We start from the raw sequence: 14,953 nt of genomic DNA, 5'->3' as shown, positions 1-14,953 counted from the left end.
CTCAAATCAAAGACTTAGGAAACTTCTTTATTTTCCACCACTTTGATTCGATAATAAGACAGTTAACACAATGGCAAACGAACAAGAAGACAAACACAAAATCCCGGACGGACTCAGTCAACCGGTTCCATTCCCGAGAAATTCAGAACCTAAAAAGAAGATCTTATTCTATTCTTTGACTTGGTTTTTATTATCAGTTCTCTCTTTCTCTTTAGGGATCAATCTTCTCAAAAAAGACCGCTCCACAAACGCAAATCCATCGGAGACGGTCCGCGCGAGTTCCGTCGGAATTATGGACGGAATCCGAGATCTTTTCTTTATCAACAAGCCTGTCAATCAGACCGAAGACACAAACTCAACTCCAGAGTCCGATTCTTCTAAACCCGGATTTTTCTCCTTTGGAAAAGACGAGGGGGAAATGCCGGAAGCAACCTTGCTTCCGAAAGCGGACGACAACACTACCTTCCGTGCGTCCACTTGGTTTTCCGATTACGAGGCGATGAAAAAAACCGTCCATCTCTACAATGAAATCCATCCTTTTATCTATGGAATGAAGGGCCGTGAAACCAACAACGGAGATCTTTACTCCAGTTGGGGAAGCACTCAAAAACACGAACGGGTGGCCGAACTCAAAAAACTCAACCCGAACGTAAAAATCATTCCTACCATTTTCCGCTGGGAGAATAAATACGAAAAGATTTCCGAAAACATCGGGATGAACGGCCGCAACGATATCAGAGACAAACACCTTTCCAACATTCTTCACGAACTCGATACCTACGGTTACGACGGAATCGACATCGACTACGAAGGAATGAGTTGCGAGAAAAAGGAAAAGTTCGAAGAATTCATCGTCATTCTTTCCAAAGAAGTTCATAAACGCGGAAAGATCTTATCCGTTGCGGTCCATCCAAAAACTCCCGCGAAAAAGGAAACCTTCAAGGCCTGTAAGGGTTTGAAAGAAAAGATCAAAATGGATTACGCTGAAAACTGGAGAGGGCCTATGACACACGACTACGCCTTTCTCGCAAAGTATGCAGATCGCATTAAGATTATGGCATATGAATTGCACCCTCGCAAGTACAGAAATCCGGGACCGGGACCACAAGCGCCGAATACATGGATTAAAAGTATCATAGAATACGCAAAGGCAAGAGTTCCTTCCCGTCAGTTGTATATGGCGATTCCGACTTACGGTTACGACTGGGCTCTCAACTGTAACTCCAAGATCAAGTCGGTTTATTATATGGACGCAATTCGTAAAAAGGATCTGGGAATTCACAGACAACCGACTAACATCGATCAGATTATGGCGAATACTCAGAACTCCAGCACTTGGACCAATCTTTCCAAATTCTCCTGGGTTCATACCGGAAAAACATACGAAGATCCGAGTATCTGGTATAAATCCGAAGGTTGTGACCGTGTAGCGTTTTATATGAATCGAAAAGCCTTTGAAGACAAGATGAGTCTTTTAAGACAATACGACTTGGGTGGATTTTCCTTTTGGCAGTTGATCAGCGATAACGATCCGGGAATCAACGATTACCTAGAATTATTGGTTTCTAATAAACTTCCTCCAGTGGAAAAAATCAAGGAACCGGTAAAGGATCCGAACGCTCCTGCAAAGGACGCACAACAAACTCCGGAAGAAGCCAACGCAAACCGCCAGCACGCGGAGAAAGTTGCCAGAAAACAAGGTTAACACTCTTATCACAGACTCTCCCTTGGAAGCGGCCAAAGTTTTGCTTCGGGGAGGGCTCGTTATCTTTCCCACCGAAACGGTTTACGGAATCGGGGCGTCCGCTTTCGATCACAAGGCCTGTAGAAGAATCTACGAAGTAAAAAATCGTCCATCCGATAATCCTCTCATCCTTCACGTGGGAAATCTGGGCGCACTAAAAAGTTGCGCCGTTGTCAATTCCAGCGGAGAACTCGTCTTTCAAAAATTCTCACCCGGAGCGATTACTGGAATTTTTCCTAAAAAAGACTCGAACCTTTTTACGGCCGATCTGAAAACAGTCGCGGTAAGAATTCCTTCCAATCCGACCGCGATTTCTTTTTTAGATTTTTGTAATGTTCCCGTGGCCGCGCCTTCCGCCAATCTTTCCGGAAAACCCTCCTTAACAAAAATGGAATATATTTTGGAGGAATTTAACGGAAAAGTAGATTGTATTTTAAAAGGAGAGGAGCCTCAGATCGGAATCGAATCCACTGTGATCGATTTTACATCGAATCCGCCGATTCTTCTCCGTCCCGGGTTTGTGGATGTTCAAGATCTCAAAGAAATTCTTCCGGAACTCCGAGTTTGGAAGTCGACCGAAAAGAAGTCCGAAATTTTAGCGGAAACCCCAATCAGCCCGGGACTCAAATATCGGCACTATGCTCCGGTTTGTAAGGTCATTCTTACCGAAAACCTGGAGGATGTGCCGAAAACCGCCGCCCAGATCGGATTTCGATTTTATAAGGATGTCGTTTATCAAATTCGAGTTACTTCCAACGAAGAGTATATGAAATTTCTCTATTCTTTTTTTGTGGAATGCGATCGAAGGGGAATTGAAGAAGCCTTCTGTGAAATTCCAAAAGAAGAAAGAGGAAAGGAGGCCCTTCTGAATCGAATCACAAAGGCCGCTTCGAAATGATTATCCTTGTGTCCAAAACTTGGATCGAAAGATAAATTCGCCTTCGGAAAAGAGAAATTTCTTTTTTAAGGAATTTTCATTTTTCGTTATCGTTTCGTCTATCCAAGAAGGAAAAATCCCATTCTTACCAAAGCCGATTGTGTTCAAAAAACCCGGTCGTAAAGACTTTAAAAAACTCTGAAATGTAAAAAGTGTGGGAAGGTATTGCAGTTGGACCCGTTCCGCTTTGAGTTCCTGTTTGATATCGTCCACGAGCCCCAGAAAGTCCGTGATAGAATCGATCATCTTGTCTTTCAAAAATTGACTCGCCGTAAAAACTCTTCCTTGTCCGAATCTCTGATCCAGCGTGGAAACGTTGATCTTTCGAGCGTCCGCAACCCTTTTGTAAAAAAGACCTTCGGACTCGCGAATTTCCTGTTCCATCAATTTTTTAGAATCCGCGTGAATCGGTCCGTATTCCGAAAGAAGATCTCTGTATTTATAGAATCCAACCCGATCTTTGGTGACGCCCAACTTGGAATACAGATTTTTTAAATCCATACGAAGAGAAATACTTCCGATACTTCCCACGATGCTGTAAGGAGATGAGTAAATCTTCGAAGCTCCGCAAGAAAGATAATAACCTCCGCTTGCGGAAACGTTCTGAACAAACGCGTAAACGGGTTTCTTTTTGGATAACTTTAGGATTTCTTGATAAAGAAGTTCCGAAACGAAAGCCGAACCTCCGGGAGAATCCACTTCCAGGATCACCGCCTTTACCGCCTTTTCGTCTCTGAGTTCCTTGATCGCGTTTTTGACAGAATGATACGAGATTCCTTCCGTTTTTCCTTCGCCTTTTCCCAAAGTATCGTGATGAATATTGCCTTTTAGAGGAAGAACCGCGACGATCGGTTCTCGTTTTGAAAACACTTTAAAATTTCTTAATTTCGCAAAACGATATAAGGACGAAAGGGTCAATTCTTTGGTAAGGGTTTTTTGTTTTTCTTCCTCGTTTGTATAACCTTCGTATAAAAAGTTTTCCCGAAAATCTTCTTCATTTAAGAATCCGGTAATGAACTTTCTCTCTTTCAAAACTTTCGCCGATAAAAAGGGTTCTGAAAATATTTTTAAGGAGAATTTCGTATAACGTTGAAAAATATTCTCCAGATCGGTTGTCATCTGTTTGAGAAGAACTGCCAGATTCTCCCTCGCTTTGGGAGAAAATTTATCCCTTTGAAACGATTCTCCAAAGGATTTGTAGGGACCGCTCTGGAATGTTTCTACTTTGACTCCCCATTTTTTTCCAGCGTTGCCGAAAAAAAAGGATTCGGCGGAGGGAAGGACCGGAAAAAATTCGGAAGCCTCCGAACAAAATCGAGTATTACAAATTCCTAAAAGAAAGAGGGATTTGAGTCCTCCCGTCAGCGCAAAACCCTCCAGTTCCACTCCGGATTCTTTTAATATTTGGAGTCTTTCACCGATGCTCAATGTTTCTCCAAACCCGTATTCCGGTTGTTCTATGAGAACCGAAACTTTTTTGAGACCGGGGATCTGTGAAAGGAGTTTTAATTCCAATAAGAATTCGGTGAAAAACAGCTCCTCGTCTTTGGAGGAAAGAAGTCTCATAAAAAAAGATTTTCGATAACTTGAGAATTCGGAAGGAATTTCGAGAAAGTAGTGATCGCCTCGAAAAAATCGAAATCGAAGCCAACGAACGAGTTGGGAAACGAGACGTATCGGTAAAAAGACGAATTTGAGAAAATTTCGAAACATGAAAGCCAGTATATGGACCGGTTTCTTCTTGAAAAAGAAGAATTTGTTTCAGGAAAGGAGTTTTCAGATTTCCGGAAGCTATAAATCCTAAAAAGTGAGAGGGTATTTCATTGCAGGAAATTCGGATTCGGGGAGCGAGAGAGCATAACCTAAAAAATATAAACGTGGACATTCCCAGAGATAAACTCGTAGTCATCACGGGTTTATCCGGTTCGGGAAAATCCTCTCTCGCATTTGATACGATCTACGCGGAAGGTCAGAGAAGATACGTGGAAAGTTTGTCCGCGTATGCGAGACAGTTTTTGGGTCAGATGGAAAAGCCGGATTTGGATCTGATCGAAGGTCTTTCTCCCGCGATCTCGATCGAACAAAAAACGACTCACAGAAATCCGAGATCCACCGTAGGAACCGTAACGGAAATTTACGATTATCTCCGTTTGCTCTATGCAAGAGTCGGAAAACCACATTGTCCCGAATGCGGAACTCCGATCCAATCGATGTCGATTGATCAGATCACCGCGCGTGTTCTTGCGTTTCCACAGGGAAGTAAACTCCAAATCCTGGCTCCTCTTGTTTCCGGTAAAAAGGGAGAACACAAGGACATATTGGAAAAGGTTCGTAAGGACGGATTCAATCGGGTGAGAATCAACGGAGAAATCCGAACCCTCGACGAAGAAATCGTCTTAAAAAAGAATTTCAAAACCTCCATCGAGATCGTAGTCGATCGGATCGTGATGAAGGATGGAATTCGAAGCAGGCTCGCCGATTCCGTTGAAACCGCTCTCAAACAATCCGAAGGACTTGTGATCCTGGACGACGGCACAAAAGACCACGTTCTTTCTCAGAAGATGGCATGTCCGAACGGACACGATATCGGCTTTACCGAACTCACTCCCCGAATGTTTTCTTTCAATTCTCCATACGGCGCCTGTGAAACCTGCGACGGTCTCGGAAGTTTATTGGAATTCGACGAGGATCTTCTTGTAAACGATCCTGAACTTTCACTCGTGGACGGTTGTATCGAAGCCTGGGCGGGCTCCAAGAGCAACGGCTTTTGGTTTATGGCGACTCTCAAGTCTTTATCGGATTCTTTAAAATTCAAGATGAACACTCCTTGGAAGGATCTTCCCGAAAAAACGAGACAGACGATTCTCTACGGGGACAAAAAAATAAAAATCGAATATGATTTTCGAGGCGCCAACTCGCACTACGAATTCACAAAAGAATACGAGGGAGTGATTCCCAATCTTCAGAGAAGATATAAGGAAACAAAGTCGGACTCGATGCGTCAGTGGTTCGAATCCTACATGACCAATCATCCTTGTCCTTCCTGCAAGGGAAAACGTCTCAAAAGAGAAAGTCTTTCCGTAAAGGTGCATAACGTTCCGGTGGACGAGTTTACTTCCTTTTCCATCGAAAAAGCCCTTCATTTTGTGGAGAATCTAAAGGTTGTCGGCTCCGAAGAAATCATCGCCAAGCCGATCTTAAAGGAAATTCATCAGAGGCTTACTTTCTTGAACGACGTCGGTGTAGGATATCTTACACTCGAAAGAAGCGCCGGTTCCTTGTCCGGAGGAGAAGCACAGAGAATTCGTTTGGCGACTCAGATCGGATCGAGACTTATGGGAGTTCTTTATATCCTCGACGAACCTTCGATCGGATTACACCAAAGAGACAATACAAAACTCATCGCAACTCTTAAAAATCTCCGAGATCTGGGAAACACGGTTCTCGTCGTCGAACACGACCACGAAACGATGGAGGAATCCGACTGGCTTATCGATATGGGACCCGGAGCGGGAGTTCACGGCGGAATGATCGTCTGCGCGGGAACACCGGAACACGTAGCAAAAGATAAAAATTCACTCACGGGGAAATATCTTTCCGGAAGATTGAGTATCCCGGTTCCTGAGAAACTCAGAGAAGGAAACGGTTTTCATCTTCAAATCATCGGAGCCAAAGAAAATAATCTCAAGAACATCGACGTGACGATTCCTCTCGGAAAGTTAGTCGTCGTTACGGGAGTTTCCGGTTCCGGAAAATCCACTCTGATCAACGACATTCTCTACAACGCCGCGGCCCATAAGGTAATGAAGATGAAAACCTTGGCGGGAAAACACAAGACGATCAAAGGATTTGAACAGATAGACAAGATCATCAATATCGATCAGTCTCCGATCGGAAGAACTCCTCGTTCTAATCCGGCGACGTATACCGGTCTTTTTACTCCGATCCGGGAAATGTTTTCCAATCTCGAGGACGCAAAACTGAGAGGTTACGGACCCGGAAGATTCAGCTTTAACGTAAGTGGAGGAAGATGTGAAACCTGCGAAGGAGATGGAATTCTTAAAATCGAAATGCACTTTCTTCCGGACGTCTACGTAACCTGCGAAGTCTGCAAAGGAAAACGATACAACCAGGAAACATTAGAAGTTCGTTATAAAGGAAAAAATATCTTCGACGTCCTTGAAATGACCATCGAAGACGCCAATCAATTCTTTGAAAACATTCCCATCGTAAAAAGAAAACTCGAGACTTTGATGGAAGTAGGGCTCGGTTATATCCGACTCGGACAACCCGCTACCACATTCTCCGGAGGAGAAGCGCAGAGAATCAAACTCGCTACCGAACTTTCGAAACGGCCCACGGGAAAAACTCTCTACATTTTGGACGAACCGACGACCGGGCTCCATTTTGAAGACGTTAGACATCTTTCTGTAGTACTTCATACACTCGTGGATCGCGGTAATTCTATGATCGTCATCGAGCACAACCTCGACGTCATCAAACAAGCCGATTGGTTGATCGACATGGGACCAGAAGGCGGGGACGGAGGAGGACTTGTCATCGCGGAAGGGACTCCGAAGGAAGTCGCGAAAGTAAAAAATTCCTATACCGGACAATATCTTAAGAAAATCTTTGCATCCGATAAAAAGAAAACCGGCTGAGGTCTTATGAATCTGAAAGAATTCCTATCGTCCGTTCCATCCGAAGAGTATCGGAGTGTGTTTCGAAATGCTCTTTCGTATTTGGTGGAGGAGGGATACTTTGACGCGATCGTGGGAGGATCTTTTGAAAACTTTCACAAGAAAATTTTCGCGCTCGGTTCGTATCCGAGAGGAATCGGGATCGGAATCGCGCTTATGGCGCAGACCAATGTCGCCGGACGAATTCTAAAATTTGTCTCCGAAGGTTTTGCGAACGAAACCGAGACAAACGGACTTCCAAGCCGGGATAAGACGATCAGGATCGTAAAAGAACTCTTACAAGGAGTCGGAACCGGGAAAGACATCGTTTCCATGGGTGTAAGCGAGTCCGGTTGGAAAGGAAGAATCTCGAACATCACGAGTTCTTATAAAATCGAAAAAAATCAAATCTTTCTCAATCTTACAAAATCCTTTTTGACAAACGGGGCCAATTGCAGCGGGTTTCTCGTGGTTGCGAAGTCGCCTAACGAAACATACGACGTGATCTACGTTCCTTTAGAAACTCAGGGTCTGGAAGTCGAACTTTTCGATTTGGAATACGCAAAGGAAGCGACTCATTGCCGATTGAAAGGCCAAGACTTATCCTTTCCTCTGGAGAATTTGATTTTTCTAAACTACCAGGGATACGCACCCGAAATTCATCTTTCGGAGATGCTTTCCGCATCGGCTTTGTTTTGCGGTTATGTGGATTTGATTTTAAGGACTCTTCTCAGGGAAAAAAAGGAGAACGTAGATCCGAGAATCGCAGGAAAAATATTAGACATTCAAGAATTATTATATTCTAAAATTCTGGAAATTTCCCGAAAAAAGGACGAGGATCCGAATTTTAGAATGGAGGAAGTTCATCCTTACGGTTATGAAACCTCCCTTGATCTCATTTACACCTGGTTTACGGACTGTGTAAGCAGCGTTGAATTGACTAAAATGTTCCCCGATATAGGTCTTTTTTATTCGATTCATCCCGGCAAAACTCCGATTTACCAGAAGAATATTTTGAAAAAAATCAGAGCTCTTCGTTAGGCAAAAGTTCAATGATGATGGTGGTGTCCGTGATGACCTTTTTGCGGACCATGAGAATCATGAATTTCTAATATGCCGATTCTTTTCGTAAGTTCCGATTCTTCACACTGAACGGTCACAAAATCGATCCCGAATTCAGATTTTAGAATCTGTTGTGTTTGAAATACGATCTCCCCCGAAGTTTTTAGATCCGTCACGGAAAGACGCAAAGTACACGCATGAACTCCTCTTGTGATCGCCCAAAAGTGATAGTCCAGAATTTTCCGAATTCCGGAAATTTTACGAAGGTGCTCTAAAATATGAGGAATATCGAATGTAGCCGGAGACGATTCCAAAAGCACCGAAATACTTTCCCAAAAAATTCCCCAGCCGGAACGTAGAATTAAGACGGAAATCAAAACGCTGATCAACGGATCGATCCATTGCCACTGCGTAAAATAAATCAAAATAGCTCCGATTAGAACGCCGGTCGTTGCCAAAAGATCGCTGAGGACGTGGATATAAGCGGATTTGATATTGATATTCTCGTTGCTAAAACGAAATAAAATCCAGGCGCTGATCAGATTCAAAACGATTCCGCCGGAACTGAAAATCAACATTTCAAAACTCAGAATCTCAGTTTGATTTTGAAATCTCTGAATCGCCTCATAGAAAATATAAAACGAAATTCCGAAGATCAAAATCGAATTCACGAGAGAGGTAAGAATTTCGATTCTATAATAACCGAACGAAAACTTAGGATTCGGTTTGCGTGATGCGAGTAGAACCGCGATCAAAGAAAGCGAGAGAGCGATCGCGTCCGTGACGATATGTCCCGCGTCTGCGAGGAGCGCGATACTTCCGCTCCGGATTCCTCCTACGACTTCTACCACAAAGATCGTAAGAGAAACGAGGATCGCCAAAAGAATGGATCGTTTGAGACCTTTCTCTTGGCTTCTTTCTACGTGGTGGAGTTGAAAAAAATCATCCATCAACGAGGAACGACTACGATATCGACTCTTCGGTTGAGAGCGCGGTTTTCCGGTGTATCGTTAGACACGATCGGTTGGAATTCTCCATAACCGGCAAGGGAAAGGTTCCTCGCGTCTAAGTTTTTATTTTCTAAAAAGTAATGCAGTACGGAAAGGGCTCTTTCTCCGGACAACTGCCAGTTGTCCGCGAACTTCTTTGTACGGATCGGAACGTTGTCAGTATGTCCTTCGATGATGATTAGGTTTCCGGGATAATTCACGAGAATGTCTTTGATCTTATCCAAAGCCGGAAGGATCGCTTTTTTGAGATCCGCGGATCCGGAATCAAACGAGATCTTATCGTCGATATTGATCACAAGACGGTTGTGAAATCGTTTGAGACGGATCTGTCCTTTTTTGATTTCATCCGTAAGTTTGTTTTCCAATTCGTTCGCCTGATCGGAAAGACGATCCAATTCTTTCCTTTGATTTTCGGAAAGATTTTTAAGTTTCGAGATTTCGTCGTTTAAGGAAAGAATTCTTCCCTCGAGGTCGCCTATCTTTTTTTCGTATTCTTTCTGGAGGGCTTCGGTCTTTTTTTGACAAGCGGCTCTTTCTTTTTCGAGTTCTTCCTTTAGATTCTCCAAAAGTTCCCGAAATTTTTTGGCCTGTCTTTCGCTTTCTTCGATCAGCTCTTTTTCTTTGTTTGTACTTTTTGCCTTTAAAACTGCGATCTGATTTTCGAGGGCTTTGATTTTCTCTTCACTCAGGTCGTTGTCCTTGGCTCTGAATTCTTTCTCTCTCCCTAAAAGCTCTTCCAAGGAGCGGATCTTGGATTCGATCTCCAGTTTTTCTTTTTTAAAATTATCGGTCTCGTTTCTATATCTGGTTCTTAGGGAATCCAGTTCGATTTCCAGAGCGATCTTCTCGTTGTAGACCTTATTGTATTCCCAAGGATAATAGAATGTATCCGCAGAAAGAGGGTGGATGGAAAGAAGAAGAACAAAGAAGAAAAGAAAAGATTCGGTCAAAAACGATTTCATAGTGAATGGCGCCCTGTGTTTCTAGGATGGAACAGTTTGCGAACGGGTCAAATGAAAAACTCCTTTTTTGGCGTTCGGATGGAAATTCATTGATCGGTCTGGAAAGTTTTCAATCCTGTTCTTTGAAACCATTTCTCGGGGAGAATTTATGGAAGAAAAAGGAGCCGGTCAGAGTCTATTCTCGGAAAAAGCGAATCCGTCTTCTATGGAATGGATCGAATTCTTCCAAGAAAAAATCAAAGCCGCAGACGTTGCATTTTTAGATCGTTTTCTCGCGTTCAATCACCCTGCCGATATCGCCGAGGTTTTGGAGAAGTTGGAGGAGGACGAAGCCTTTTACGTTTTCAAACGTTGCGATTCCGAACTCCAAGGCGCGATTCTTGTCGAGTTTGACGAAGAATTTCAGGCGGACCTTATCTCCCGTTTTCAGATGAAGGAAATTTCTCCGATTTTGGAGAATTTGGAAACCGACGAACTTTCCAGTTTGATCTCGGAATTTCCGAAGGATAAGGCCGAGGAAATTCTCAACTCCATCGACCAAGAAGATTCTTCTCAAGTTCGTAAACAACTTACGTTTCGGGAATACACGGCCGGACGTCTGATGAACACCGTATTCGCATCCGCGGTGGAAAACGATACGGTCCGAAAGGCGATCATCAAACTCAGAAAGATCGCAAGAGACACCGACGACATTTATCATCTCTATCTCACCGATGAGAATAACGTTCTCAAAGGTTATGTTAAACTAAAGAATTTATTCTTAGCCCCCTTGAACACAAAGGTGAGCCGTTTGATGAAAACGGGTTTTACTTCCCTTCACTACGACACGGATCAGGAAGAGGTCGCGAAAATTTTCCGAAAATACGACTTGGTTTCGGCTGCGGTTGTCGACGATCTTGGAAGAATTTTGGGAAGAATCACCGTGGACGACATTTTGGATATCGTTCATGAAGAGGCTTCCGAGGACATTCTTCGTTTGGGAGGGGTTTCCGAAGAGGAAAAGTTGACTTCTTCCGTTTTAACATCTGTTAGGCGAAGGATCGTCTGGCTTACGATCAATCTCGGAACCGCTTCTTTGGCCGCTTCCGTTGTATCCTTTTTCGGGGATACGATCGAAAAATACGTTTTACTCGCATCCCTGATGCCGATCGTCGCGGGAATGGGCGGGAACGCCGGAACCCAATCGATCACTCTGATCGTTCGAAATTTAGCGACGGGAGATCTGACCACGGAAAACTGGAAGTCGGCGATTCGAAAAGAAGGGTTGGTCGGACTTTTTAACGGATTTATGGTCGGGGTCACCGCGGGTTTGATCGTCTATCTTTTTACGGGAAATTTTGCGTTGTCTGCGGTAATGTTTATGGCGTTGCAGGCAAACCTTGTGATCGCGGCGGTTATCGGGACGTCGATACCGTTGCTCCTTCGGGTTGTCGGAATCGATCCAGCGATCGCATCCTCGATTTTTGTGACGACCTTTACGGACGTCTTCGGTTTCTTTTGCTTTTTAGGACTAGCTACAATCTTTATTCATTTATTGTAATGTAGTATTCGGAACAAAAAGACGAATGCAAAAATGAGAACGGGTTATTTTAGAATAGAATTTAGTTTTGGAGAATAAAAATTGATATCGGGTATGAAAACAAAGTTCACATTTACAAAAATTCTTTTGATCGTCGGGATCACCTGGAGCGGACTCGGGATTCTATCCTGTTCCACGACCGGCAAAACTACCGAAGGAGAATCGGTGAAAACCGAACCGGTTCCCAATCCGGCCGGAGAAAACGAAGTAGTTTTAGACGAGGAAGGAAAGGAAATCACCTTAAATACGGGAGATCATCCTGCGTTTCTCAAACCTTCCAAGGACTCACTGGAATACTTTCGAGTTCATATTTCGAGCGACGGATATCAGCTTCGTCAACTTCGAGGTTCCAAATACATCAAACGGAAGGTGGATAAGGGCGGGGACGCGCTCATCAGCGAAGAATTGGTTCGTTACAATAAAATCAACTTTATCGACGACGGAATCATCATCGTTGTGTTAAACGGAAACACCGGTGCGTTCGAAACGATCCGTTTTAATACGAGAGTCCCGAGAATCAACGACCTAGCGAAGATCGTACAAAACGACGTTACTCGTTGGTCTATGGAACATTCCGAAGAAAAACCGGTAGTTACTAAATTCCAAATTCATTATACTCTCGAACTCAAAAACAAAGTGGGAAGCAATCGGGACGTAGTTAAGGAAGAATTGAAAAAAGAAGTGATTCGCAGGAAATAAAAAAGGGTTTGTCCCTGAAAAGTAAATCCTTCTTTTCAAGAACGTTTGTATAAACCCGATTCTCCTTTTATGAAGTTCAAATGCCTCGATTGAATTTTGTCCTCGAAGCCGAGGCTTCCCACACAAACGCTCGTGCCACGACGTTTACTACGTTGCACGGGCAGGTTCAAACTCCCATCTTTATGCCGGTGGGAACCCAGGCCACAGTAAGGGCTCAGACCGTCGATTCTTTGAAAGAGATGGGTTCGAGAGTTCTTTTGGCAAACACGTATCATCTTCTTTTGCGACCAGGCGCGGAAGTTTTTCGCAAGATCGGCGGAATTCATAAATTTATGAACTGGGATTCTCCCGTGCTTACCGATTCGGGCGGGTTTCAAATTTTCAGTCTTCCGAATTCCAGAAAGATGACCGAAGAAGGGGCGCTCTTTCGGAGTTACGTAGATGGAAAGATGATTCTTCTTTCTCCCGAACTCAGCATTGATATGCAAAAGGCGATCGGTTCGGACATCATGATGGTTTTGGATCAGTGTATTCCGTCTACGGCTAATTATGCGAAGGCGAAAGACGCGATGGAAATCACACATCGGTGGGCAAAACGAAGTCTTGACGCAAGAGGGGATTCTTTACAATCTATGTTCGGAATCGTTCAAGGCGCTTGTTTTCAGGATCTAAGAAAAGAAAGCGCAAAGACCCTGACTCAGATGCCCTTTGACGGATTTGCGATCGGCGGTTTGGCGGTCGGCGAAACCAAAGAGGAAAGAAACGATTTCTGCGAACTTTCAGCTTCCTTGCTTCCGAAAGATCTTCCTCGTTATTTGATGGGTGTTGGAACTCCCATCGATCTTCTGGAAGCGGTTCACCGTGGGGTGGATATGTTCGACTGTACGATTCCGACGGAACTCGCTCAACACGGAGTCGCTTATACAAGCGCTGGGAAACTTCAAATCCATAGAACGATTTATAAGTTTGAAGATTCCAAACTCGACGAAAACTGCGAATGCCCTTGTTGCCAAAATTATTCTCGTTCCTATCTACATCATCTGATCAAAACGAGCGAAATTTTGGGATGGCACCTGATCGCGATGCACAATTTGAATTTTTATCACCGCCTCATGGCCGAAATGCGCGCGCGAATCTTCGAAGGAAATTTTGCTTCTTACTATTCTCAAAAAAAAGAAGAGCTGACTCGAAGCGACAACATTGATCCATCCTTACACAAAAAAAGAACTCCGAAGGCTCAGAGAAAAAGAATTCTCGGAGACTATGAGATTCGAGAAAACAAGGAAGGAAAGTATTGGAGCGTTCGTCAAAGAAGTTCGGGTGAAGTCATGCATTCGGTAAACAATCCTTCCGAAGAGGCAAAGTCGCTTTACATTGTACAAACGGGTCTTTCCGAAAAACTTGCCGATGCAAAAAAAACTAAGGAAGAATCGAAATTCTCCAATCATTTCGTGATTTGGGACGTGGGTCTGGGAGCGGCTACCAATTCGATGGCGGCGATCCGTTGTTATGAGGAGATCGATTCTCCCGGGCCGATGAATCTAATCAGTTTTGAATGTGACTTAGATCCGTTTCGACTCGCTATGAGAAACATCGGATGTTTCCCGCACCTCTTTCACAAGGCCCCACGATCCATTTTGGAAAAAGGAAGCTGGACTTCTCCCTCCGGTGAACTGATCTGGGATTTGGTAGAAGGTGATTTTGAAAAAACGTTCTCGGTTCAAAAAACACCGGACCTCGTCTTCTATGATCCGTTCTCTTTCAAAACGGATTCTAAATTATGGCACCCTGATTTTTTAAAAAGACTCTTTCTCTTTTTTCAAAAGGATCCAAAGAATACGATGTTTGTCACGTATTCCGCTTCCACTGCTGTGCGTTCTTCTTTGATCTTTGCGGGCTTTTGGGTCGGTAAAGGAAAAGGCAGCGGACCTAAGTCCGAAACGACGGTGGCATATACAAAACGACCGGAAAGCGAGAAAGAATTTTCCCAACTCCTCGGCGAAGAATGGCTGGGAAGAAGACAAAGAAGTCACGCTCGTTTTCGAGAAGAATGGAACGAGAACGAAAATAGAATCTGGGAAAAAACCATTCTTTCCCATCCTCAATTTACAGCTTTCACTTAATCTTTTCTCTTAAATTCGTTTCCGCGCTCGAGTGGCATACTTTCAAAGTCAGTCTTACTTTTCACATTCATTTGATTCTTAGCCAAGAATTTGCGTTTTTGGCTTTGCAGTCGCAATTGTTTATAAAAATCTTAAATAGATTCTTTTCGTAAAAGGAA

The 14,953-nt window shown here is 43.7% G+C and carries 10 protein-coding genes; 7 read left to right on the top strand and 3 right to left on the bottom strand.

Annotated features, from left to right (window positions below; translation table 11 throughout):
* Positions 1-70 precede the first annotated feature (70 nt).
* Positions 71-1,705: a glycosyl hydrolase family 18 protein gene (locus tag JWG44_RS15940; RefSeq protein WP_205275998.1), complete on the top strand. Its 1,635-nt coding sequence runs from the start codon at positions 71-73 to the stop codon at positions 1,703-1,705.
* On the top strand, positions 1,686-2,642 hold the full coding sequence (locus JWG44_RS15935) for an L-threonylcarbamoyladenylate synthase (protein ID WP_205275997.1): 957 nt from the start codon (positions 1,686-1,688) through the stop codon (positions 2,640-2,642). Before JWG44_RS15940 ends, JWG44_RS15935 begins: the two co-directional genes overlap by 20 nt.
* Here the strand turns inward: JWG44_RS15935 and sppA are convergent, their stop codons facing one another.
* Positions 2,643-4,394, bottom strand: coding sequence for a signal peptide peptidase SppA (gene sppA, locus JWG44_RS15930; protein ID WP_205275996.1), 1,752 nt, complete (start codon positions 4,392-4,394; stop codon positions 2,643-2,645). It abuts the gene before it with no gap.
* Between the two features lie 110 nt (positions 4,395-4,504).
* Here sppA and uvrA point away from each other — a divergent pair, with 110 nt between their 5' ends.
* Both uvrA and JWG44_RS15920 read left to right on the top strand, forming a co-directional pair.
* Positions 4,505-7,342 (top strand): excinuclease ABC subunit UvrA, encoded by a 2,838-nt coding sequence (gene uvrA, locus JWG44_RS15925; protein ID WP_205275995.1) that lies wholly within the window; start codon positions 4,505-4,507, stop codon positions 7,340-7,342.
* A 6-nt stretch (positions 7,343-7,348) separates the two neighbouring features.
* On the top strand, positions 7,349-8,401 hold the full coding sequence (locus tag JWG44_RS15920) for an acyl-CoA dehydrogenase (RefSeq protein WP_205275994.1): 1,053 nt from the start codon (positions 7,349-7,351) through the stop codon (positions 8,399-8,401).
* A gap of 8 nt (positions 8,402-8,409) precedes the next feature.
* On the opposite strand, the gene JWG44_RS15915 is transcribed toward JWG44_RS15920, so the two are convergent.
* Positions 8,410-9,372 (bottom strand): cation diffusion facilitator family transporter, encoded by a 963-nt coding sequence (locus JWG44_RS15915; RefSeq protein ID WP_205275993.1) that lies wholly within the window; start codon positions 9,370-9,372, stop codon positions 8,410-8,412.
* On the bottom strand, positions 9,372-10,394 hold the full coding sequence (locus JWG44_RS15910) for an OmpA/MotB family protein (protein ID WP_205275992.1): 1,023 nt from the start codon (positions 10,392-10,394) through the stop codon (positions 9,372-9,374). The genes JWG44_RS15915 and JWG44_RS15910 overlap by 1 nt, the downstream gene beginning before the upstream one ends.
* A 148-nt stretch (positions 10,395-10,542) precedes the next feature.
* Between JWG44_RS15910 and mgtE the strand changes: the two genes are divergently transcribed.
* From mgtE to tgt, 3 genes are all read left to right on the top strand, one after another.
* Positions 10,543-11,934 carry a magnesium transporter gene (mgtE, locus tag JWG44_RS15905; protein ID WP_205275991.1) on the top strand — a complete coding sequence of 464 codons (1,392 nt, stop codon included), beginning with the start codon at positions 10,543-10,545 and terminating at the stop codon, positions 11,932-11,934.
* 84 nt (positions 11,935-12,018) lie between these two features.
* Complete coding sequence (locus tag JWG44_RS15900; RefSeq protein WP_408612000.1) at positions 12,019-12,672, top strand: LA_2219 family laminin/E-cadherin/plasminogen-binding protein; 654 nt, start codon at positions 12,019-12,021, stop codon at positions 12,670-12,672.
* A gap of 80 nt (positions 12,673-12,752) precedes the next feature.
* On the top strand, positions 12,753-14,795 hold the full coding sequence (gene tgt, locus JWG44_RS15895; RefSeq protein ID WP_205275989.1) for a tRNA guanosine(34) transglycosylase Tgt: 2,043 nt from the start codon (positions 12,753-12,755) through the stop codon (positions 14,793-14,795).
* The last annotated feature ends 158 nt before the right edge of the window (positions 14,796-14,953 follow it).

It is taken from the genome of Leptospira ainazelensis, from assembly GCF_016918785.1.
In the GTDB taxonomy this organism is placed as follows: Bacteria; Spirochaetota; Leptospiria; order Leptospirales; family Leptospiraceae; genus Leptospira; species Leptospira ainazelensis.
This window is presented reverse-complemented; position numbering and strand designations above follow the sequence as displayed.

Excerpts from the sequence above, each read along its gene's own strand:
- JWG44_RS15940 (WP_205275998.1), top strand. The coding sequence starts at position 71 with ATGGCAAACGAACAAGAAGACAAACACAAAATCCCGGACGGACTCAGT.
- sppA (WP_205275996.1), bottom strand. The coding sequence starts at position 4,394 with ATGTTTCGAAATTTTCTCAAATTCGTCTTTTTACCGATACGTCTCGTT.
- JWG44_RS15920 (WP_205275994.1), top strand. The coding sequence starts at position 7,349 with ATGAATCTGAAAGAATTCCTATCGTCCGTTCCATCCGAAGAGTATCGG.
- JWG44_RS15915 (WP_205275993.1), bottom strand. The coding sequence starts at position 9,372 with ATGGATGATTTTTTTCAACTCCACCACGTAGAAAGAAGCCAAGAGAAA.
- JWG44_RS15910 (WP_205275992.1), bottom strand. The coding sequence starts at position 10,394 with ATGAAATCGTTTTTGACCGAATCTTTTCTTTTCTTCTTTGTTCTTCTT.
- mgtE (WP_205275991.1), top strand. The coding sequence starts at position 10,543 with ATGGAAGAAAAAGGAGCCGGTCAGAGTCTATTCTCGGAAAAAGCGAAT.
- tgt (WP_205275989.1), top strand. The coding sequence starts at position 12,753 with ATGCCTCGATTGAATTTTGTCCTCGAAGCCGAGGCTTCCCACACAAAC.